This is a genomic window from Streptomyces sp. NPDC104226 (genome assembly GCF_055584085.1).
The window spans coordinates 146,848-168,343 of the sequence record NZ_JBVJMS010000002.1 but is presented as its reverse complement, the minus strand read 5'-3'; the positions used below and the strand labels follow the sequence as shown (position 1 = coordinate 168,343).

The following is a 21,496-nucleotide window of genomic DNA, read 5'->3' as shown; positions in this document are numbered from 1 at the left end:
CCCGCCGGTGACAAGGGGTGCGTATGACGATGCCGTGAACTTCCCGCGGGCCCCGGGGTCGAGGAGCCTCCGGACCAGCGGGCCACCAGCAGGGCGGCGCGCTGGAACGGGCACGCGATCGCGGCGATGGAGCCGTGCCGGGAGCTCAGGCCTCCTGGCCCGTGGCGGCGAGGACGATCTCGCGGATCGTGACGCTCGGGGGCTGGCCGTACGCGTAGGCGATCGCCTCCGCCACGACCTGGGGCTCGAGCGCCCCGCCCGCGGACTCCTTCCATGCCTGGTAGTCGCTCTTGATCTGTTCGTCGCTGGTGTGGGAGAGCAGTTCGGTCTCCACCGCGCCGGGGGCGATGGTCACCACCCGGACCCCGGTGGCGGCGACCTCCTCGCGCAGGTTCTCCGACATCGCGTGGACGGCGAACTTCGTGCCGACGTACGCCGCGTGGTTCGGGAAGGTCTTCCGGCCCGCGACGGAGCTGATGTTCACGATCGTGCCGGAGCCCCGGGCGATCATGCCGGGGAGGACCGCCCGGGTGCCGTAGAGAAGGCCCTTGACGTTGATGTCGATCATCCGTTCCCACTCGTCCACCGGCTGGTCGGAGATGCGGCCCAGCAGCATCGAGCCGGCGTTGTTGACCAGCAGGTCGGCCGGGCCGAACCGCTCCTCTCCCTCGCGGACGGCCGCCTCCACGGCGGCCCGGTCGGTGACGTCGGCCTTGAGGCACAGGGCGTCCGGCAGCCCGAGCGCCTCCAGCATGTCCAGCCGACGGGCGAGCAGGAGCAGGGGGTGTCCCTGGGAGGACAGCAGGCGGGCGGTGGCCGCGCCGATGCCGGAGCTGGCGCCGGTGACGACGGCGAGGGGCTTCTGCATGGTGGTGATCACGATCCTTCGGGAGCGGCGGAGAAAGGGGCTCCGTTCCAGGAGAGCACCGTGCGGTGGGCCCCGCAGCGCGGGCCTGGTCGTACGGGGGGTGCGCCGGATGCCGCCTTGCGGTGGAGCAGCGGCGGTGGCCCCACTGCGGGTCGGTCCGCCCGGTCCGGCCGATTCGCAAGGCACCGCCTAGCCTGGAGGGATGAACGCCCACCGTCGACCGCAAGCCCGACTGCCTGCGCTCTCGGCGCCCCCGGATCGCTCCGGAGGAGATCGGCGCGGCGGCGCACGCGTAGACGAACCCGGAGGTGCAGGAAGCCTCCGGGTTCGTCTCGCGGCGCGGGAACCCGTCAGTCGGTCAGGTACGCGCGCAGGACGGTGACCTCGGACTTGTTGCCCGCGGTGTCCACCACCGTGCCGCGCAGGGAGGCGTGGCCGCCCTGCGGCGGGGTCTGCGTGACGACCGCCCCGTCCTGGACCGGCAGGGTCTGCCAGGTGTAGCCGTCGTCGTAGGAGACGGACACCGTCAGGGACTTCAGGCCCTTGCCGGCTGCCGGGCCCTCGACGGTGACGGGGACGCGCAGCGGGTAGCCCGGGTTGACGGTGCCGTCCAGACGCACCGGGGGTGCGAACCGGACGACGGAGGCGGGCAGCTGCGCCGGGGAGCCGGCGGCGGTGGTGCCGGAGCGGAACCACCAGGTCGCGGTCACCTTGGACGAGGTACGGCTGACGGTGTCGGACTGGGTGGCGGAGGCCACCAGCTTGTAGGCGGCCTCACCGGACGCGACGGCGAAGGCCTTGGCGTCGCGGAGTTCGGCTGCCTGGTCGCCGACGACGACCCCGTTGCGGTAGAGCACGGTCCTGCCCTTGGCGTGGAAGCCGGTGCCGTCGTGCCCGGCGCCGTCCGCGAGCAGCGGCAACGTGCCCCAGATCCGGTCGCCCTGGCGGTAGAGCCCCAGTCCCGCCGCGGTGTCCACCCGTGGCCCGGCCGCGGCGGTGTTGAAGCGTTCCCGGTAGGAGCGGCCGCCCGCGTAGCCGCGCTCGACGGCGTACGAGGTCTCCGCGACCTGGTAGCCGTCCGCGTCCACGCCGAACTGGGATGCGGACAGCGCCCACTTCACGCCGTCGACCGAGGAGAGGTGCATGGTCACCGTGCTCGGCAGGGGCCGCGGCTGCCACATGGAGCTCGGGCCCCCGTTGCCCGGGAGCTGGCCGACGGCTCGTACGACGCCTTCCTTGCCGGGGGCCGAGGAGCCGTGGTCGACCGTTACGGTGGCCAGGTCGGCGGCCTTCAGGTGGCGGGTGTAGCCGGTGGCGGGCTTGCGCACCGGCCCGCCGAGCGTGGCGTGGTACTCCTCGGTCTCGGACACCGCGTGCTTGTCCCACCGCTGGGTCAGACTGCTGCCTGCGGCCGGCTCGGGCCCCTGACCGCGGGTGCGCAGGGGGATTGCGGCGTACAGCCACCATCCGAAGGTGTAGCCGGCGCCGCCGACGCGCAGTTCGTAGCTGGGCGTGATGTACCCGACGACGGACGCGTCCGAGGGCATCGTGATGTCCACCGGCTTCGTGGTGCGCGCGTCGACCGTGACCGTGGTGTTGCGGGTGATGTCGAGGCGAGGCTGGGAGACCCAGTCGAGACCCTCCTCGCTGTTCTCCGGGTCGGCCCAGAGCTGCGAGTCGAGCATGTAGCTGCCCTTGGGGACGCGGATGGTCTGGGAGGCGGAGCCCTCGTGGTTGTCGAAGTTCCTGCCGGTGGCCAGGCCGCTCACGCCCTGGAGGGCGCTGAAGTAGCCGGCCGGCCGCTTGCCGTCCCGGCCGACGTGGCGGATGGTCACCGCGTACGACTCGACCTCGCGGTCGGCGACGATCGCCGTACGGACGCTCTGCCCGGCCGCGGTCGCCACCGCGTGCCCGGTGTACCGGCCGTTGACGGAGCCCCCGAGCCGGGTGTTCAGGGTGAGGTCCACCGACGCGGTCTTCCCGGCGGGCACGGTGACGCTCGGGCGGGCGAAGGCGAGGAATCCGGCCGGGGCGGGCTTGCCGTCGGGGCCGGTGGCGGTCACGGACAGGTTCAGGGTGACCGGGGCGGTGCCCAGGTTGCGGTAGGTGACCTTGCGGGTGACGGGGGCGTCGTCCTCGTGCGGCCACAGCGCGTTCCCGAAGGCCAGCGCGAGCGGTTCGGCGACCACCGACTGGCCGAGCGCCTTGCCGACCGAGATCCGGCCGGTGCCCTGCTGGAAGGCGTTGTACGGGCCGGGCTCGGCGGAGCCGGTGAGGATGCCCTTGATCTGGGCGCCGGTCCACGTCGGGTGCTGCTGCTTGAGCAGGGCGGCGGCCCCGGCCGCGTGCGGGGTGGCCATGGAGGTTCCGGAGAGGGTGAGGTAGCCCGCCGGGTTCTGGCCGAGGCGGCGTTCGATCGCGCTGCCGACGGCGGCGGCCGCGGTGATGCCCACGCCCGGGGCCGTGACGTCGGGTTTGACGGCGCCGTCACCGGCGCGCGGGCCGGTGCCGGAGAAGTCGGCGAGGACGTCGGACTTGTCGACGGCGCCCACGGTGAGGGCGGCGTCGGCGCTGCCGGGGGAGTCGATCGTGCCCGGACCGGCCTTCCCGTCGTTGCCGGCGGCGATGGCGAAGAGGACGCCCTTGTCGGCGGACAGCTGGTTCACAGCGGCTTCGATCGGGTCGATCTCCGGTGCGTCGGGGCCGCCCAGGCTGAGGTTGACGACCTGGGCGCCCTGAGCGACGGCCCACTCTATGCCGGCCAGGATGCCGGAGTCGCTGCCGTAGCCGTCGTCGCCGAGGACCTTGCCGTTGAGCAGCGCGGCTCCCGGAGCCACGCCCTTGTACTTCCCGCCCGACTTGGCCCCCGTACCGGCGGCGATGGAGGCGACGTGGGTGCCGTGGCCGTAGCGGTCCGCGGTGCTGCCGGACTCGGAGAAGTCCGCGGCGGCGACGACCCGGCCGGCGAGGTCGGGGTGGCCCGTATCGATGCCGGTGTCGAGGATGGCGATCTTGACGCCGGTGCCGTCGTAGCCGGCGGCCCAGGCCTTGTCGGCGCCGATCTGCCGCGTGCTCCTGTCCAGGGTGGCGGTGCGGACACCGTCGAGCCAGACGGAGGCGATGCCGGACGGGACGGTCGGCCGGGCGGCGCCTTCCTGCCGGCCGGTGAGCCCCTTCCACAGGGCGGCGGCACTCGCGGGGGTCGCGGTCACGGCCTCCGCGTTGAGCAGGCCGTACGTACGGTCCAGGCGCAGGCCGTCCGCTGAACGCAGGGCGGACTTGGCGGCCGGGGCGGCCCCGTCGTAGCGGACGATCAGCTTCAGCTGGTCGCCCCGGGCCTTGCGGTACTCGGGGCGGGCGAGTTCGGTGAGGTTGAAGAGGCGGGGATCGAGCCGGCCGGACTCGATCAGGGGCCGGGCGTCGAGCGGGACGAGACTGCTGCCCCCTCCGTCCCGGCGGAGCGAGACGGGTATCTTCTCCCGGCCCTTGGCCGGGGCGAAGCCGACCGGACGGCCTTCGCTGTCCACGGTGACCTGGTCTCCCGTGACCAGGGTCAGCCGGGTGAGCCCCTGTCCGGCGGGCTGTCGACCCGCTGTGGCGTCCGGGCTGCCAGACGTGGGTGCGGCGGCGGCGGGTGTGGTGAGACCCGCCGCGAGCGCGATGGCGGCGACGGCTGCCGAGGCGGCCGCCCCCGCTCTCCGAATACGAGGTGTGCGCACGTCAATTCCCCCTGAAAGACAAGCGATCACCGACGGGAAGAAGGCACCGTGGTGTGCTCGCAGTATTGCCCCGGGGCTGATGACCGGTCCATGACCGTTCCGCAACGGTTGGTGACGGCGTGATTCCGGTGGGCGAGATTCCGCGGGAGCCGGCGCGTTCGGAGCCCGGCGGCCGGACCGCCGCGCCGCGGACGCGCGCCCTCCCGGGTGCGGCACGGGACCGGCGGTAGAGTCCGGCCCGTGTCCGGGCCTCAGCGCGACCTCATCGGATACGGCGCCGTGCCGCCGGATGCCGCCTGGCCCGGGGGCGCCCGCGTCGCCGTGAGCCTCGTCCTCAACTACGAGGAGGGGGGCGAGCGCAACGTCCTGGAGGGTGACGCGGAGTCGGAGGGCTACCTCCACGAGATCGTGGGAGCGCCGCCGGTGGTGGGCGGCCGCGACCTGAACGCCGAGTCGATGTTCGCCTACGGATCGCGAGCCGGCTTCTGGCGCGTCCACCGTACGCTCGCGGCCCACGGCGCGCCGCTGACGGTGTTCGCGGTGGCGCAGGCGCTCGAACGCAACCCCGACGCGGCAAGGGCGATGGGCGTGGCTGGCTGGGAGGTGGCGAGCCACGGCCGGCGCTGGATCGACTACCGGAACGTGCCCGAGGACGTGGAGCGCGCCGACATCGAGCGGGCGACCGCGACGATCGAACGGCTCGTCGGCCGCCGTCCCGTGGGCTGGTACACCGGCCGCACCAGCGAGCACACGAGGACGCTGGTGGCACGGGAGGGCGGCTTCCTCTACGACTCCGACGACTACTCGGACGACCTGCCGTTCTACGTGGAGGCAGCCGGCCGCCCGCACCTGGTGGTGCCGTACGGCCTGGACGCGAACGACTTCAAGTTCCTGATCGTGCACGGGTTCACGACGGCCGACGACATGCTCACCTACCTCGTGGACACCTTCGACACCCTGCACGCCGAAGGCGCCGACCGGCCGCGGATGATGAACGTCGGCCTGCACTGCCGGATCATCGGCCGCCCGGGCCGCATCCGTGCGCTGGACGGTTTCCTCAAGCACGTCGCGCAGCGCGGCGGGGCCTGGGTCACCACGCGCGAACGCATCGCCCGCCACTGGCTCGCCGCCCACCCGCCGGCCTGACCCACGCCGGGTCATCGGCAGGTTCGCCTGCCGTACGTGTCGGACGGCGAAGGTTCAGTGGGGGGCGTTCGAGGCGCACCCCCGGTTCAGGCTCGTCGACGACCGGGTAGTGAGCCGCCCATGAAACGTTTCGAGGGGTACGGCGTACTGATTACCGGCGCGGGCCGTGGCATCGGCGAGGCCACCGCCCGCCGGTTGGCCGGTGAGGGCGCGCGGGTGCTGGTCACCGACCTGGACGAGAGCCGGGCCGAGAAGGCGGCCGCCGGCATCAGGGAGTCGGGAGGCGCTGCCGAGGCGCTGCTGTGCGACGTGGCCGACCGCTCCTCGGTCGAGAGGGCCGTCGCGTACGCGGTACAGCGGTTCGGCACGTTGGACGTGCTCGTCAACAACGCCTACGCCTGCCATCCGGACACCCCGCTCTTCGAGGACGACTCCGACGAGACCTGGCACCAGGACCTCGACATCACCCTCACCGGCGCCTACCGCTGCGCCCGCGCCGCCCTCCCGCACCTCGCGGCCGCCCCTGACCGCCGCGGTGCGATCGTCAGCATCGGCTCGGTCAACGGCGAGCGGGACTTCGGCAACCACGCCTACAGCGCTGCCAAGGCAGGCCTCGCCAGCCTGACCCGCACCCTCGCCGGCCACGCAGCGCCGCGAGGGGTCCGCGTGAACCTGGTCGCCCCCGGAACGGTCCGCACCGACGCCTGGGCGGGACGCGAGTCCGACCTGGAAGCCGCCGCCGCCCACTACCCGCTCGGCCGGGTCGGCCTGCCCGACGACATCGCGGCGGCGGTGGCCTTCCTCGCTTCCCGCGACGCCGCCTGGATCACGGGCCTGTGCCTCCCCGTGGACGGCGGCATCCTCACCAGCCACCAGAGCCTGCGCCAGGCCCTGCGCGGCGAGTGACCACCGTCCGCGTCACGTGGCATGCGCGGTGGCCATCGTTGTCGTGCTTGCGGTGCTCGTGGCGCGGGTGACTCGAACAGTGTTGAAGAAGGCCCGCCCTGAAGACGCGCCGGAGGCCCTGGTCGGGCTCGGCCATGTCATCGGCCTGGCGGCGCGGTGCGGTGCGGTGCCTGCTTTACGGAGGTCATCGCACAGACCACATGGCGCTGTGCTCGGCCGCGGGCAACCAGGCGGTGTGGGACAGCGGAGACGACACCGTCGCCTGGCGTCAGGTGTGCGCCGCCGTAGAGGGTGCCGGATCAGGGGCGCTCCGCTGTCCGCTGCCTGAGGGGCACCGGGGCACACACCTGCTCGGCACGACCTTCGCGAAGCAGCCGAACAGACGCCTGCGACGGCGAACTGCGCACGGGAAACGGGGCTTCCGCGCGGGCCGGGAAAGACCGAGGGCCCGGGGAGTGATGGACTCGCCGGGCCCTGGGCCGCAAACACCGCGGGGGACGCGGGTGTGTTCTGCGACACCTAGAGAAACGATTCGGCGCGGTCTGGGTTACGTGCTGCGAAGAAACTCCTCGCGCCGTCTCGGCCTGTTCCGACCGGCCCCGACGATGGTCGTTGGTCTGGACCAGTGGGTGGGCCGGTCGCAGACTGTTTCGATGAACCCGTTACGGATATCCCCGTGAGCACGCACCGGACCGGCGAGCTGCCGTTGCACCGGCTGGAGGTCCCCTTCCCGCATCTCCTGCCCTTCGCCATCGGATCCTTCGACTCCATCGGACCGCTCTCCCGCGCGAACTTCCCCCACCGGCACGCGTTCTACGAGATCGTCCACGTCACCGGCGGCCGCGGCGCGCATGTGCTCGACCTCGCCCACCTGCCCCTGGACCCACCGCACCTGTGCGTGATCACCCCCGGCCAGGTCCACCACTGGGAGGACGCCGAGGGACTCACCGGGCGGGTGATGCTCTTCAACGAGGACTTCCTCCTCTCCCACCCCGACGACGCAGCCGCCCTGGACCTGCTGGCCGACCGGCCATGGCTGCGCCTGAGGGACCGCCAGGACGGGATCCCCGATCTGCTGGCCGAGATGGAACACGAGTACCGGGCCCTGCGCACGGGATACGCCGGGGTGCTGCGCGCCTTCCTGCACATCCTGATCGTCCGGGCCCTGCGCAACCGCGAGCCGGGCCCGGGGCTGGAAGCCGCGGCACCGGGACGTGCCGCCGAGCTGGCCGCCGCCTTCACCCGCCTCATCGCGTCCGCGGGCGGTACGGACGTGTCCGTGGCCTCCTGCGCGAAGGAGCTCGGCGTGTCCGCCGGGTACCTGCACGCGCTGGTGAAGGAGGCCACCGGCCAGACCCCCGGCCGGCTGATCCGCCGTCGGCAGACCTTGGAGGCCAAACGCCTGCTGGCCCGTACCGACCTCACGATCCGGCAGGTGGCAGGGGAGACGGGCTTCGCCGACCCGGCGTACTTCTGCCGCTTCTTCCGGCGCGAAACCGGCCTGACTCCGGGGGACTACCGCGCGGCGATCGGCCCGGGGAGCAGCAGTCCGCAGGGCGGAGGAATTCACCATGATCCCCGGATCCCGTCCATCGCGGCCGTCGCGGAGCGAACCGTAGGTTGACGCCGAGGGGTCCGGGCGAGCGGGTGCGCGCCGCCCGTCCCCGGGCTGCGCCCGACCGCGGCCCGGGGGCTCGGATCCGCCCACCACCTTCCCCGCCCCACGAGTGAGAAGGAGTCCTGCCCGTGCCCATTCCCGGAGAACACAGCACCGACCCGTCACGGTCCGCACCGCCGAACGGCGCCCCCGCCCCGTCCGGCCGGCCGAGCCGGCTGAGCCGCAAGAACTTCCTCAAGGCCGCCGCCCTCGCCGCCGGCACGCCGCTGTTCATCGGCGGTGGAGCGGCCCTTGCCCGTGACCAGCGCGGGGCCGGTGCCGCGCCCGGACTGACCCCGGCCTGCGACGACGGCGATCACCCCACCGTGCCCCAGACGGAAGGCCCCTACTTCAAGCCGAACTCCCCGCTGCGTACGTCCCTGGTCACCGCGTCCACCCCGGGCATCCGGCTCACGGTCAGCGGGTACGTGTTCGGCCGGGCCTGCCTGCCCGTCGCGGGGGCCCTGCTCGACTTCTGGCAGGCCGATGTGAACGGCGCGTACGACAACGCCGGATTCGCGTTTCGGGGCCACCAGTTCACCGATGCCCAGGGGGCGTTCCGGCTGGCGACCATCGTGCCGGGGCTGTACCCGGGGCGCACCCGGCACCTCCACGTCAAGGTGCAGGCCCCGGGCCGGCCCGTGCTGACCACCCAGCTGTACTTCCCCGGGGAGCCGCGCAACAGCACGGACTCGATCTTCGACGCCAGGCTGCTGATGAACGTACGTCAGAACGGCCCGGGGAGGGACGGCACCTTCGACTTCGTCCTGGACGTACCGCAGACGCCGTCGCCGTCGCCTTCCCCCACGGTCACGTCCCCCGGCCCGAGCACGCCGCCCGGGGGCACCTGGGCTGCGGGGACCGCGTACCGGACCGGCGACCGCGTCACCTACGCAGGGACGGCGTACACCTGCATCCAGGCCCACACCGCCGTCCCCGGGTGGGAGCCCCCGAACGTCCCCGCCCTGTGGAGCCGCGGCTGAGACGTTCGAAGGCACGGCAGACTGACCACCGGTGTCGTGCCGGTGCTCCACCGCTTCTCGGGCCGGAAGCGGTGGAGCGCCGGCAATCGGAGCAATCGCACGCTGAGGGGCTCGCGGAGCCTGAGGCGCATGCACCACGGATCGACAAGCTCCTGTACTACCGTCACGGTGGGGTCCGCGGGGGCCTGTGGGGCTCGGGGCTGGAGGAGCCGTGGCCGTGTTGATGGACCAACAGAAGGTGGCTGCCGAGGTTGCGTTCAGGTCGTTCGGGTTCCAGGAATCGGACGACAGCCTGGTGCCCGTACCGTATCCCGATGGCTTTGAGTGGGGGGTGTTCCTCCAGCCGCACGTACGGCGCTTCGACCTGTTCAGCGCAGGGCACACGCACACCGCCGCGGTGACCGCGCGCGTCTGGGACGGCGAGCCCGAGGTGGAGACCATCGGCTGGGACGAGCAGGCCGAGGTGGACTACGAGTCCGTCACCGGCGACGTGGCGGTGTGGGGGACCGGCCGCTCCGATGAGCTGATCAGGCTGGGCCGGGCCGGCTTGTGGCGGGTCCGCGTGAGCTGCGCGGGCAGAGCCGAGGTAGAGAGGGTCACCCGTACCGAAGGCGCTGCGCACGGAGTGGAGCGGTACACGATCGACTTCTGGCCCAAGACGACGTAAGCGGTAAGGCCTGCCGCAAAGGTGCTTCCTGCGCGGCAGGCCCTCCCGGCTTCGAGCCTTCGTAGGTCGAGGCGAAGGCGAGTCCGGAACCCCGTGCGCTGATCAGGTCGCCTGGCGGGCGCGGTGGGCGGCGGCCTTCACCCGGCTTTGGCACTGGGGTGAGCAGAAGCGGCGCCGGCCGTTCTTCGAGGTGTCGACGAAGACGCGGTCGCATTGTGGTGCGGCGCAGACGCCGAGGCGGCCGGCCAGGTCGCTGCCGACTGCGAGCGCGAGGCCGGCGGCGCAGCCCGCGGCCCAGCCGTTGACCAGCGTGTCGTCGGGGCCATGGAAGTGCAGGCCCCAGCCCTCCTCCCGGCGGTCGAGCTTTGGCCGTGCGTTCGTGTCGACCAGCAGGGCGTTGATCTCGTCGGCGGCCCGGTCCAGGTCGTCGGCCTGCGCGGCCTCGAACACGATCCGCATCCGCCCGGCCAACTCCGTCAGGCGCCGCGCGTCCTCGGGCGAGACATGGGGTTGCGGATAGCCGATTGCCGCCAGCGATTCGCCCACGGCCCGCGCCTCGTCGGCAGGTCCGGCGTACGGCGAACCGCCGGAGAAGCCGGGGGTCAGCCGGTTCACGTACTCGACCGAGGCCGCCAGCACACTCCGGGCGTGACTGTCAAAAGATGGTTGACCGGTCACGGTTCTCCTTCGTACGCTCAGGCTTGCGTGACTGATCATACCTATTTAGCTAGTCATGGAGTCGGTAATGAGTGCTGTGGCGACCCTGATCGAGCCGTGGCGCGGTCTGCCCAGGACGGTCTGGGTGCTTGTGGCCGCCCGGGCGGTCAACCGGATCGGCGCGTTCTCGCTGTCGTTCCTCGCGATCGTGCTGACCGTCGAGCTCGGCGCCTCGCTGAGCCGAACCGGTCTCGTGGTCGCGCTCTTCGGTCTCGCGACGGTCCCTTCACGGCTGCTCGGTGGTGTCCTGGCCGACCGGATCGGCCGTCGCCGCACGATCGTCCTCGGGCTGGCCGGCTGTGCCGGGGCTCAGCTCTGGATCGCCGCCAGCACGACGTTGTGGTCCGCCACGGCCGCTGCCATCGTCCTCGGCCTGGCGTTCGAGATCTACGAACCGCCCAGTCAGGCGACCGTTGCCGATGCCACGGCGCCCACCGACCGTCCGGCGGCGTACGGGCTGCTCGGTTCGGCGATGGCCGTGGCGGGCGTACTCGCCGGGTTGCTGGCCACGGCCGCCGGCCACTGGGATCTGCGGTGGCTGTTCGTCGCGGACGCGGTCACCTGCCTGGCTTGCGCTGTCCTCGTGGCCTTTGCGCTTCCGGTCGACGTACGGCGGAATCGGGCGCAGGCCGGTGGAGTCAGCGTGTGGCGCGACCGCAGACTCCTGCTGTTGCTCGCCAGCGGCACGGTGTTCGCCACGATCTACATGCAGCTCGTGGTCGGCGTACCGCTCACGTTGATCGAGCAGAAGCTGCCGGCGTCCGGTACCGGCATCATTCTGGCGGTCTCCGCGGTGGTGATGATCGTCGCGCAACGGCTGCTGCGCGTGCAGCTCGACGACTTCCGCGCGATGAACATCGGCTTTCTCCTGCTCGCCGCCGGCCTGACGATCTGCGCCTTCGCCACCACCTTGCCGGTCTTCCTGCTCGCCGCAGCATTCTGGAGCGTCGGCGAAACGCTCCTGCTGAGCCGCTACCTGACGCAGGCGGCAGGCCTCGCACCCGACGGCGGCCGCGCCCGGTACCTCGCCGTGTTCGGCCTCTGTTGGGGTGCGGCCACCACCGTCGCGCCGCTGATCGTGACCTACCTGCTGGCGACCGCCGGCCCCGAGGGCCTCTGGCTCACCAATGCCGCGGCAGCCGTTGCCCTGGCCGCCGCACAGCCCTGGCTCAGGAGGCGACTGGCCCCGGCATGCCCACGCCGACGGCGATGACGAGGAGGATCCCGGTCATCGGGAGGAGCAGTCGGGCCAGGTGGGACGTCGGCCGGTGTGCCCGGACGGGCCGTCCCGGCGCACCGGCATCCGCCTTACGCCGCGAAGAGCTCCTGCTGCCCCTGGGAGATGCCGGCGAATCCGAGGTCGGCTGCGCTGGATGCGGCAGACCCTGCGATCGGGGAGGTCCAGCCGGCACCGGGATCGCCGGCCCCCGCGGCGGGCGAGGCCCCCGGGGCGTCGGCGGTCGTGCCGGAGACCGAGCTGATCGTGCCGCCGGGGGTGAGGGTGAAGGTGCGGTGCCCGAGCTGGATGCTCGCATTCGTTGCGTAGGCCTCCAGGTTCCCCTTGAAGACGCCGCCGCGGGCGATCTCGGCCCGGGCCGTGCGAGCGGAGGCGTTCACCGACACCTTGGCCGTCCAGCCCCCGCCGAGGTGGGTGATGCCCTTCGACACCCAGCCGCCCGGAACCGGCGCAGGAGCCGGGGCAGGGCTCGTCCTCGCGGTGATCATCCCGCCGGGGGTGAGGGTGAAGGTGCGGTTGCCGAGCTGGATGCTCGCGTTGTTTCCGTAGGCCTTCAGGCTGCCCTTGAAGACGCCGCCGCGGGCGATGTCGGCGCGGGCGGTGCGAGCGGAGGCGTTGACGTCGACGCTCGCGGTCCAGCCACCGCCCAGGTCGATGACTCCCTTCGATTCCCAGCCGCCCACCGCGGCATAGGCGGGGGCACGGTGATTGCCCGTCGGAGCCGTCTGCCCCACGTGAGCGTTGCCGGGCGCGGTGGCCGGCTGGGTGTCGGCGAAGGACGACACCGCCGAGGCGGCGAGAGCGGCAACCGCGCCGACCGTGACGACGGCGATGCGGCAGGAACGCGCAGGGGTACGCACCGGGGTTCTCCTAGGTGACCAGATCCATCCGAAAAGGATTGATGACGGTTTGAACCGCTTTGCTGCGGCCCGAGGAATACGCTACGAGTGCCGTGCGTAGAGCGTCCGTCCGTTGTGTAACGGCTGGCCGTACGACCCCGCCCGCTGCCTGCCGATCAAGAGAAATGCCAGTTCAGATGGCATGACGGACGTTGGTAACCAAGCTGCTGGGACTTCCGGCCCCTGCGCCCTGGGGGGTACTGGACTGGAGCCGGACAGCTGAAAGGCAGGGTGGAGCCGGCCACTCTCGTGGTGGCCGGCTCCACCCGGCATCCGGGCCGCCCGTACCGTGCTGTGGTGCCGTGCTCAGGTCGCGCGCCCGCGGAGCGGGTCCGTACGCGAGCGCTCAGGCCTTGTCCTGCATGCTGCTCCGTGCCGGGTTGCCTTGCCGGGCCGCCTTCGGGTCCTTCTCGGCCGCCTTGGCGCGTACGCCCTGCGCGATGCGCTCGCCGATCGACTTGTCGATGTTGGACCAGTACTGGAAGGCGCGCTCCAGGACCGGCTCGGTCACCCCGTTCAGGAGGTGCCCCACGACGTTCTCCACCAGCCGGTCGCGGGCCGCGTCGTCCAGGACCTCGCGGACCATCGTGCCCGCCTGGCCCCAGTCGTCGTCCTCGGTGTGCGACACGTAGGCGCTGCGGGTGATCGCCCCGTCGGTCTCCCAGCTCGGCGGCCGGCCGTACCGCTCGGTGTCGGCCGCCGGACCGCCCTTGGAGTTCGGCGCGTAGACCGGGTCGGTCGTCTTCCGGAAGGCCATCGCGCCGTCCTTGGAGTACGTGTGCACCTCCACGACCGGGGCGTTGACCGGAAGCTGCTGGTAGTTCCCGCCGATGCGGTGGCGGTGCGCGTCGGCGTACGAGAAGAGCCGGCCCAGCAGCATCCGGTCCGGGCTCGGGCCGATGCCGGGGACGAAGTTGTTCGGCTGGAACGCGGCCTGCTCGATCTCGGCGTGGTGGTCCGTGGGGTTGCGGTCCAGTGTCATCCGGCCGACCTGGATCAGCGGGTAGTCCCCGTGCGGCCACACCTTCGTCAGGTCGAACGGGTTGAACCGGTACCCCTCGGCCTCCCCGTACGGCATCACCTGCACGTACAGGGTCCAGCTGGGGAACTCCCCGTCCCGGATGTGCTCGAAGAGGTCGCGCGTGTGGTAGTCGGTGTCGGCCGAGGCCATCTGGTCGGCCTCGTCCTGAGTGAAACACTCGACGCCCTGGTCGGTCTTGAAGTGGTACTTCACCCAGAACCGCTCACCGGCGGCGTTGATCCACATGTACGTGTGCGAGGTGTACCCGTTCATGTGCCGCCAGGTACGCGGGATCCCGCGGTCGCCCATCAGCCAGGTCACCTGGTGGGCCGACTCGGGGGAGAGGGTCCAGAAGTCCCACTGCATGTCGTGGTCGCGGAGGTTGCTGTCGGCGCGGCGCTTCTGGGAGCGGATGAAGTGCTGGAACTTCATCGGGTCCTTGACGAAGAAGACCGGCGTGTTGTTGCCGACCATGTCGTAGTTGCCTTCGCTGGTGTAGAACTTCAGCGCGAATCCGCGCGGGTCGCGCCAGGTGTCCGGGCTCCCGCGCTCGCCCGCGACGGTCGAGAACCGGGCCAGCAGCTCGGTGCGTACGCCCGGCTGGAAGGCGGCGGCCTTGGTGTAGGCGCTGACGTCATGGGTCACCTCGAAGCGGCCGAAGGCGCCGCTGCCCTTGGCGTGCGGCTGCCGCTCGGGGATCCGCTCCCGGTTGAACTGGGCCATCTGCTCGATCAGGTAGGAGTCCTGGAGCAGGATCGGCCCGCCGGGACCCGCGGTGAGCGAGTGTTCGTCGCTCTCGACGGGTGCGCCCGAATCGGTGGTGGTGGCCGGCGGAACGTTGGTCATGGAGCCTTCCCTTCTCGAAGCAGGACGCCGATGCGGTTCAGGGGCGTCCCCGGTGGCAGCCCCGTGAACGTCCGATCCGCGAAGACCACCACCCGCGGCTCTACGCCTAGCCCCGCCCGGCCGATGACAAACGCATGTACGGCCAGTCGCCCCGGCTGGCCTCCCTTCGGCAGACCTCCGGGCGAAGCGGCGCATGCGTGTACCTACCGCCCGGTCGGGCTGTGGCCGTAGGGGCGTCAGGATGGCTGATAGGGGCTGTGCATCTCCAGGAACCGGATGTCGAGGTCGGTCTCGAGGTAGTCCATCCTGCGGTCCCAGAAGGACCGCATGTGGGGAAGTGCGAGATGGGCGTCAAGGTCCGCCCGTGTGCGCCAGGCCTCGTAGAAGACGAACAGTCCGGGCTGCTCGCGGTCCTCGTGGAAGTGGTACTCCAGGCAGCCCGGCTCCTGCCGGGTCGGTTCGACGAACGAGAGGAGGAGTTGCTTCAGCTCCTCGGCCCGCTCCGGCTTCGGGCGTGCGGTGCCGACGAGTGCGAAGGGTTGGGCGTGCATGGAGGGATCCCGTCCGTTAGGTACGAGGAATCTCGTACCTAACGGACGCTATCGAACAGGGAGGTACGATGCAATCCATACCTGAGGGGAGGTGACCCGCATGCCCGACAGCGAGGGCCATCCGTACACCGCCGAGATCGCGCTCGGTCCCGTGCTCGCCGCGCTGAACGATCCGCTGCGCCGCCGGGTCGTGCGCGAGCTGGCGTCCGCACCGGACGGGACGGCCCGCACCTGCAGTTCCTTCGGCCTGCCGGTCTCGAAGGCGACCCTCACGCACCACTTCCGCGCCTTGCGCGAGGCCGGGCTGATCCGGCAGGTCGACCGGGGCAACAGCCGCATGGCCGAGCTGCGCCGGGACGACATTGAGAAGCGGTTCCCCGGGCTGCTGGGCATCGTGACGGCCGAACGGGAGGCGTGACGCGCGGGAGGCCTCGCGGCGGGTCGCCGCCGCCCGAGCTCCGGCGCGTTCAGGCGCTGCCTCCGCAAGAATCCGCTGGCGGAACCGCGGCAGCCACTGCTAGGTTTCCCGAGGCCGTGCAGGAGAGTGAGGAGGTGGTACCCGTGAACGTATCGACATGGGTGCTCCTCTCCGGGGTCATGGTCGGGCGATAGGTCGTCCGGGAGCGCCGTTCCATGGCATTCCCGAAAGGCACCACCATGTACTTCACTTCTGAACGGCGCCTCGACGACGCCGTCCTCGAGCGCGCATTCACCCTCGGTGAGATCCCCGGCATCCTGTGGACGCCCGTAGCCGCGTCCGCGTCCGCACCGACGCCGCTGATCCTGCTCTGCCCTCCTCCTCTCGGGCTGGGCAGGACGTACCCCCGGCTGGTGGGCCGGGCCCGGCACGCTGCGGCCGACGGCTTCGCCACGGCCACCATCGAGCTCCCCGGATGCGGTGACCGGCCCAGTTGGCCCGCGGTCGAGCAGGCCCGCGCCGACCTGCGCCGGGCCATGGAGGCCGGCGAGCCCGTCAGCGACGAGATCATCGACGCCCTCGTCCTCCCGCTGGTCGACCAGTCGGTCCCGGAGTGGCAGGCTGCTTTGGACGCCCTCCTGTCGCTGCCCGAGATCGGCGGTCCGGTCGGGTACTCGGGGGGAGTGATCTCCATCGGGACCCGGCTGGCGGTGGTCGAGCCGCGCATCTCGGCCGCCGTTCTGTTCGCCGGGAGTTTCGTGCCCCGGGTCATGTTCGAGGAGGCCCGCCGGGTCACCATTCCGTTGCACGTCCTGTTGCAGTGGGACGACGAAGGCAACGACCGGCAGGCCGCCTTGGACCTGTTCGACGCCTTCGGCTCGGAGGAGAAGGCCCTGTACGCCAACATGGGCGGGCACACCGGGGTGCCGCAGTCCGCAGGTGACGAAGCGGGCCGGTTCCTCGCCCGGCACCTGAAGTGACGCCGGGCCGCCAGTCCGCCAGCAGGCGGTAGGCCGTGTCGGCCGGATGGTGCCCGTCCAAGGACAGGTTCCGGTCCGGTCCTCCACGGCTCTCCGCACCGCGGGCCCCCGCCAGACCCTCGGCAGGGGCCCGCGCTCGGATTCAAGCGTGATCGGCAGGGTAGGCGGGGGCCACTCGAAGAATCGATCGACGGAGGCACATACATGTTGATGGCTCACCCGGCTGTGCTCCCCGGCCTCGTCGAACGCTACTGGGCCCTGTCCGTCCTCGATGCCGGACCCGAGGTCTCGCCCGTCAGCAAGGAGATCCTGGACGTCGAATACGCCCTGTGCGTGGCCACGGGTACGGCGGACGTGCACGCCGCGCTGATAGCCGCCCGGCACCGCCTGCCCGGCACGGGGACTCTCGACGACTCCGCACTCGATTCCAACTGATCACGGTGCCCGCCTGCTCTCGCGCGGCGTGACGGGAGCAGCACCGCTTCTTGTCGGACGGGCGGACGCGCGACCGAGTTGCTGTCCGCCGCGTGGGGTTCTCAGGGCGCCCTGCGTCACCGTCTCCAGCGCCCTCGCCCTCGCCCTCGGCCGTCGTTCCGGCCGAGGGCGCGCAGGGCGATCCGGTGGTGCTCGGACGCCAGTTCCGCACTACGGGAGTTGCCGAGCTCCCCGTAGAGGCCGGCCGCCCGCTCGGTGACACCGAGGGCTTCCTCGTAGCTGCCGGTGTCGACGAGCGAGGCCCCGAGCAGCAGGAGCGCCTGGGCCTCGCGGTGGCGGTCTCCCGCCTGCCTGCATGCCGTGAGGAACCGCCGCAGGACCGGGACGGCCAAGAGCGTCCGCCCGCCGGCCTGAAGGCCGGTGGCCAGCTGGAACAGCGCCTGGAGCTCGGCGGCCTCCCCGGGCCGGCCCACCGGAGCCCATGCTCCCCGAGGACACCAGTGTGCCCGGCCGGGCCGTCGCGGGGTTGCCTGGGGCGGGGCCCTGCCAGAACGTCCGGATATCGCGCTCGCGGCAGCAACACCACTCGATGTCAGAGCAGTTGGGGAGTAAGTCGACGGCGCATCCGCACGTGTCGCTGTGCCGGGGTTGCCGACCCAGGTCCGTGCGGACGCGGGTGCGGTCCATCAGGGGCAGGCGCAGCACGGCGTCGAACAGCTCGGGTGACGCCGGTACCGGGCTCAGCTTCCAGACCGTGGCCGGAGCCGCCGCCCGCGCGGCTTTGCCGTCATGTGATCGCGCGGCCCGACTTCTCTCCGGCGGTTGTGGGTACGACGGAGTGCGGGATCGAGGAGGCGGGTGTGGTCAGCAAGCAGCAACGCAGATCCGGACGAGGCCCGGTGCCCGTGCCCCGGACATCCGACGAGCCTGCGGAGGCCGAGGAGCCGACGCGGCGCATCGGGCCGGCCGCGGCCGTCCTGGACCCGGGACCCGAAGCCGCGTACCGGGCCGGGCCGGCGGCGCACAGCGGACTGGACCTCGACCAGCTCAAGGAATCGGCCGAGCGGGTCCTCAACGCGTTCCTCGCCTCGAAGGCGACGGCCCCGACGGGCGGAGGGTGCCTCCCGAACCTGGCCCTGCCGCTGCAGGAGTTCACGGCGGCGGGCGGCAAGAGGATACGGCCGCTCCTCGCGCTGATCGGGTGGCACGCGGGCGGAGCCGGCGGCGATCCGCGCACCGCCCTCGCCCTCGCCGCCTCCCTGGAACTCTTCCACGCCTTCGCCCTCATCCACGACGACGTGATGGACGGATCCGAGACCCGCCGCGGACACGGTCGAGGCGATCGGCAACGCCACCTCCGAAGTGCTGTCCGCCTGTGCCGAGATGCGCACGGTGCGGGAGTTCACGCCCCCGTCGCAGTGGCGGGACGTCGAGCGTTCGCTCGACGACATCACCGTCTGGATCGCGGGCAACCTGAAATGGCACCGAGAGACCGGCCGCTATGGCCAGGAGGGTCCCTGAGCGCGAAGAACACTCTCGTGCGTTCCTTCGCGTGGAGGGGGCCGACGCGGTGGGGTCGGGCGATCACGGGCAGGCCGGGACGGGCCCTTCGCCCACGGGCCTCCGCCCTCTGCCGGGGAGCGCTCTCATGAGGCAGGCGGCGCCGTGACCCGGAGGGCGGACATCCGCCGACGTCTCCGGTCACGGCATTAGAGTGCAATGTCACCCGGGAGCGAGCGCTGCGTCCCGGCCTTCTCCCTCACGGCACCGTCTCCCGGGGCCGCGCCATCGCAGGAGCCGCACATGGGCGAGCAGTCGTACCGGGGCCGACCGGACGCCGGGCACGAGGAGGCCCTCTTCGGCATCGAGGACATCGACACGGGGTGGGCAGCGCGCCCGTCCGCGGATGGCGGGCCGCTGTTCCGTGATTCCCCGGCGGTCAGGCGGCTGCTCTCCGTACGGGAGATCCGCGCCGAGCCCGCCGCCGCGGCCTCCCCGCGCGGCCGGCAGATCCTCGCCCGCTTCCCGGACGCCGAGATCGTCCCCGTGGACTCGCACTGGGCCATCCCGGAGCTGCACGGAAATGCGGGGAACGTCGACCGCTGGGTGCGCATCAAGAGCGAGGTCCTGGTGCTGGGGGAGAAGAAGACGCTCACCACGCGGCCCAACGGACGTTCGGCGGACTGGATCGCCCCCGGCCCCGCCAACGGTTGCGCGATGGCCTGCGCCTACTGCTACGTACCGCGCCGCAAGGGCTACGCCAACCCGATCACGGTCTTCACGAACATCGAGCGCATCATCGCCCACCTCGGGCGGCACGTCGCACGGCTCGGTCCCAAGACGGAGCCCAACCAGTGCGACCCCACCGCCTGGGTCTACGACATCGGCGAGAACAGCGACTGCTCCGTCGACGCGCTGATCAGCGACAACGTGGCCGATCTGGTGCGGGCCTTCGCCCGGTGGCCGTCGGCCAAGGCCTCCTTCGCCACCAAGTTCGTCAACCCGGACCTGCTTCTCCTGGACCCCCGTGGCCGTACCCGCGTGCGGTTCTCCGTCATGCCGCCGGAGGACTCCAAGCTTCTCGACATCCGTACCAGCCCGGTGGAGAGCCGCATCGCCGCCGCCGGAGACTTCCTGGAAGCGGGGTACGAGGTCCACTTCAACCTCTCGCCCGTCGTCCTGCGCCCCGGGTGGGATACCGACTGGGCGCTCCTCCTGCGGCACATGGACGACGTGCTGCCGGCTCCGGTGAAGGACCAGGCGGCCGCAGAGGTGATCATGCTGACGCACAACGAGGAACTGCACGCGCTCAACCTCGGCTGGCACCCGCGCGCCGAGGACGCCCTGTGGCGGCCCGACCTCCAGCAGCCCAAGCGCTCCGAGAACGGCAGCTGGAACGTCCGCTACCGGGGCGGCGTCAAGGCCGGGGCCGTCGAGACGATGCGCACGCTCGTGGCCACCCACGCACCGTGGCTGCGGATCCGGTACGCCTTCTGACGCGGACCGGGACCAGGACTCCTCCGGGCACGGCGTGCGGCCCGTGAGAAGGAGGGCCGGGGCATGCCGGGCCGATGGCGGGGAAGGCGTGCGCACATGAGGCCCGGCAACCGCGGTGGTTCCCGCCCCGCAGCAGGAGACAGGCGTCTGGAGACGGCGATTCTGGAACTGCTGGACCGGCGTGGTCCTGCGGCCACCATCTGCCCCTCCGATGCCGCGCGAGGGGTGTACGAGGGTGATGACGACGGGTGGCGCGCGCTCATGGAGCCGATCCGCCGTGCCGCTCGACGGCTGGTCGCGTCAGGCGAGGTGGAGATCACCCAGGGCGGCCGCCCCGTGGATCCGGATACGGCGCACGGGCCGATCCGCATCCGCCGTACCCGCTGACGTCCGGGCCGATCGCCGGGGATCGCCGGGCTTTCCCTTCGTGGGGAGTTTGCGGGAGGGGATACCGGCAAGGCGCCTCGTATGGTGCGAATCGGGTACACGATGATGACCGAGCAGGCCGGACCGCGTGAGCTGGTGTCCCACGTGGTGGATGCGGAGAAGTCGGGGTTCGACTTCTCCGTGATCTCGGACCACGCCTTCCCCTGGCTGGAGTCCCAGGGCCACGCCCCGTACGCGTGGAGCGTTCTGGGCGCTGCCGCGCAGGCCACCTCCAGGATCCCGCTCATGACCTACGTGACCTGTCCGACCTTCCGCTACCACCCCGCGATCGTGGCCCAGAAGGCGGCGACGGTGCAGATCCTGTCCGAGGGCAGGTTCCGGCTGGGGCTGGGTTCGGGGGAGAACCTGAACGAACACGTCGTCGGGGCCGGCTGGCCGGCCGCGCCCGTACGACTGGACATGCTGGAGGAGGCCGTCGGCATCATCCGGAAGCTGTTCACCGGGGCGAGCCTGAGTCACCACGGCGCCCACTTCGACGTGGACAACGCCGTGCTGTGGGACCTTCCCGACGAGCCGCCCCCGATCGGGATCGCCGTCTCGGGCCCCCGCTCCTGCGAGATCGCGGGCGGCCACGGCGATCTCGTGATCGCCACGGAGCCCAGGAAGGAACTGCTCCGGCTGTTCGACGAGCACGGCGGAGCCGGCAAGCCGCGCGTCGGCCAGCTGCCCGTCTGCTACGACACCGACCGGGATGCCGCGGTCGCCCGCGCGCACGACCAGTTCCGCTGGTCTCTCGGCGGCTGGAAGGTCAACGCCGAACTACCTGGCCCCGCCGCCTTCGAGCAGGCCTCGCGGCACGTCCGGCCCGCCGACATCGCGGAGGCCGTGCCGTGCGGCGACGACGTGGACGCCTTCGTCGAGGCGGTACGCCCGTACGTGGACGCGGGGTTCACCGAACTGGCTCTCGTCCAGATCGGCGGCGACCACCAACGTCCCTTCCTGGAATGGGCCGAGGCCAAACTCCTTCCGGCGCTTGGGGAATTGTGAGGGGCGGGGTCGCCG

At 71.6% G+C, this 21,496-nt stretch carries 20 protein-coding genes and 1 pseudogene; 14 read left to right on the top strand and 7 right to left on the bottom strand.

Annotation, left to right across the window (positions count from 1 at the left end; genetic code table 11):
- Positions 1 to 145: 145 nt before the first annotated feature.
- Together ACZ60J_RS06135 and ACZ60J_RS06130 are read right to left on the bottom strand one after the other, a co-directional pair.
- Positions 146 to 880 carry an SDR family oxidoreductase gene (locus ACZ60J_RS06135; RefSeq protein WP_469679242.1) on the bottom strand — a complete coding sequence of 245 codons (735 nt, stop codon included), beginning with the start codon at positions 878 to 880 and terminating at the stop codon, positions 146 to 148.
- A 338-nt stretch (positions 881 to 1,218) separates the two neighbouring features.
- Positions 1,219 to 4,587, bottom strand: coding sequence for a S8 family peptidase (locus tag ACZ60J_RS06130; protein ID WP_469679241.1), 3,369 nt, complete (start codon positions 4,585 to 4,587; stop codon positions 1,219 to 1,221).
- Positions 4,588 to 4,827: 240 nt separating this feature from the next.
- On the opposite strand from ACZ60J_RS06130, the gene puuE reads away from it, so the two are divergent.
- From puuE to ACZ60J_RS06105, 5 genes are all read left to right on the top strand, one after another.
- A complete protein-coding gene (gene puuE / locus ACZ60J_RS06125) occupies positions 4,828 to 5,733 on the top strand; it encodes an allantoinase PuuE (RefSeq protein ID WP_469679240.1) in 906 nt (301 codons plus the stop codon).
- A gap of 120 nt (positions 5,734 to 5,853) precedes the next feature.
- Positions 5,854 to 6,639: an SDR family NAD(P)-dependent oxidoreductase gene (locus ACZ60J_RS06120; RefSeq protein ID WP_469679239.1), complete on the top strand. Its 786-nt coding sequence runs from the start codon at positions 5,854 to 5,856 to the stop codon at positions 6,637 to 6,639.
- A gap of 676 nt (positions 6,640 to 7,315) precedes the next feature.
- The gene (locus ACZ60J_RS06115; protein ID WP_469679238.1) at positions 7,316 to 8,263 is read left to right on the top strand and encodes a helix-turn-helix transcriptional regulator; all 948 of its coding nucleotides are present in this window, start codon (positions 7,316 to 7,318) and stop codon (positions 8,261 to 8,263) included.
- A gap of 128 nt (positions 8,264 to 8,391) precedes the next feature.
- Positions 8,392 to 9,279: a dioxygenase family protein gene (locus ACZ60J_RS06110; protein WP_469680247.1), complete on the top strand. Its 888-nt coding sequence runs from the start codon at positions 8,392 to 8,394 to the stop codon at positions 9,277 to 9,279.
- A gap of 223 nt (positions 9,280 to 9,502) precedes the next feature.
- On the top strand, positions 9,503 to 9,946 hold the full coding sequence (locus ACZ60J_RS06105; RefSeq protein ID WP_469679237.1) for a hypothetical protein: 444 nt from the start codon (positions 9,503 to 9,505) through the stop codon (positions 9,944 to 9,946).
- A gap of 102 nt (positions 9,947 to 10,048) precedes the next feature.
- Here the strand turns inward: ACZ60J_RS06105 and ACZ60J_RS06100 are convergent, their stop codons facing one another.
- Complete coding sequence (locus ACZ60J_RS06100; protein WP_469679236.1) at positions 10,049 to 10,624, bottom strand: CGNR zinc finger domain-containing protein; 576 nt, start codon at positions 10,622 to 10,624, stop codon at positions 10,049 to 10,051.
- Positions 10,625 to 10,691: 67 nt separating this feature from the next.
- On the opposite strand from ACZ60J_RS06100, the gene ACZ60J_RS06095 reads away from it, so the two are divergent.
- Positions 10,692 to 11,876, top strand: coding sequence for an MFS transporter (locus ACZ60J_RS06095; RefSeq protein WP_469679235.1), 1,185 nt, complete (start codon positions 10,692 to 10,694; stop codon positions 11,874 to 11,876).
- A gap of 95 nt (positions 11,877 to 11,971) precedes the next feature.
- Here the strand turns inward: ACZ60J_RS06095 and ACZ60J_RS06090 are convergent, their stop codons facing one another.
- The 3 genes from ACZ60J_RS06090 to ACZ60J_RS06080 all read right to left on the bottom strand — a co-directional run bounded on the left by ACZ60J_RS06090 (position 11,972) and on the right by ACZ60J_RS06080 (position 15,217).
- Positions 11,972 to 12,760, bottom strand: a complete 789-nt coding sequence (locus ACZ60J_RS06090; RefSeq protein WP_469679234.1) for a hypothetical protein — start codon at positions 12,758 to 12,760, stop codon at positions 11,972 to 11,974.
- A 385-nt stretch (positions 12,761 to 13,145) separates the two neighbouring features.
- A complete protein-coding gene (locus ACZ60J_RS06085) occupies positions 13,146 to 14,666 on the bottom strand; it encodes a catalase (RefSeq protein ID WP_469679233.1) in 1,521 nt (506 codons plus the stop codon).
- 236 nt (positions 14,667 to 14,902) lie between these two features.
- The gene (locus ACZ60J_RS06080; protein WP_469679232.1) at positions 14,903 to 15,217 is read right to left on the bottom strand and encodes a putative quinol monooxygenase; all 315 of its coding nucleotides are present in this window, start codon (positions 15,215 to 15,217) and stop codon (positions 14,903 to 14,905) included.
- A gap of 100 nt (positions 15,218 to 15,317) precedes the next feature.
- Here ACZ60J_RS06080 and ACZ60J_RS06075 point away from each other — a divergent pair, with 100 nt between their 5' ends.
- From ACZ60J_RS06075 to ACZ60J_RS06065, 3 genes are all read left to right on the top strand, one after another.
- Complete coding sequence (locus ACZ60J_RS06075; RefSeq protein WP_469679231.1) at positions 15,318 to 15,635, top strand: ArsR/SmtB family transcription factor; 318 nt, start codon at positions 15,318 to 15,320, stop codon at positions 15,633 to 15,635.
- A gap of 239 nt (positions 15,636 to 15,874) precedes the next feature.
- Positions 15,875 to 16,615, top strand: coding sequence for a dienelactone hydrolase family protein (locus ACZ60J_RS06070; protein WP_469680246.1), 741 nt, complete (start codon positions 15,875 to 15,877; stop codon positions 16,613 to 16,615).
- A 210-nt stretch (positions 16,616 to 16,825) separates the two neighbouring features.
- A complete protein-coding gene (locus ACZ60J_RS06065) occupies positions 16,826 to 17,050 on the top strand; it encodes a DUF5133 domain-containing protein (protein WP_469679230.1) in 225 nt (74 codons plus the stop codon).
- Positions 17,051 to 17,166: 116 nt separating this feature from the next.
- Here ACZ60J_RS06065 and ACZ60J_RS06060 read toward each other — a convergent pair whose 3' ends face one another.
- Positions 17,167 to 17,523 (bottom strand): hypothetical protein, encoded by a 357-nt coding sequence (locus ACZ60J_RS06060; RefSeq protein ID WP_469679229.1) that lies wholly within the window; start codon positions 17,521 to 17,523, stop codon positions 17,167 to 17,169.
- A 27-nt stretch (positions 17,524 to 17,550) separates the two neighbouring features.
- Here ACZ60J_RS06060 and ACZ60J_RS06055 point away from each other — a divergent pair.
- From ACZ60J_RS06055 to ACZ60J_RS06035, 5 genes and pseudogenes are all read left to right on the top strand, one after another.
- Positions 17,551 to 18,369 (top strand): annotated as a pseudogene (locus ACZ60J_RS06055) (polyprenyl synthetase family protein); the annotation flags it as partial.
- A 43-nt stretch (positions 18,370 to 18,412) separates the two neighbouring features.
- A complete protein-coding gene (locus ACZ60J_RS06050; protein ID WP_469680289.1) occupies positions 18,413 to 18,571 on the top strand; it encodes a hypothetical protein in 159 nt (52 codons plus the stop codon).
- A 282-nt stretch (positions 18,572 to 18,853) separates the two neighbouring features.
- Positions 18,854 to 20,047 carry a spore photoproduct lyase family protein gene (locus ACZ60J_RS06045; protein WP_469679228.1) on the top strand — a complete coding sequence of 398 codons (1,194 nt, stop codon included), beginning with the start codon at positions 18,854 to 18,856 and terminating at the stop codon, positions 20,045 to 20,047.
- A gap of 96 nt (positions 20,048 to 20,143) precedes the next feature.
- Positions 20,144 to 20,434: a DUF3253 domain-containing protein gene (locus ACZ60J_RS06040; RefSeq protein WP_469679227.1), complete on the top strand. Its 291-nt coding sequence runs from the start codon at positions 20,144 to 20,146 to the stop codon at positions 20,432 to 20,434.
- A gap of 81 nt (positions 20,435 to 20,515) precedes the next feature.
- On the top strand, positions 20,516 to 21,481 hold the full coding sequence (locus ACZ60J_RS06035) for an LLM class F420-dependent oxidoreductase (protein WP_469679226.1): 966 nt from the start codon (positions 20,516 to 20,518) through the stop codon (positions 21,479 to 21,481).
- Positions 21,482 to 21,496: the final 15 nt, after the last annotated feature.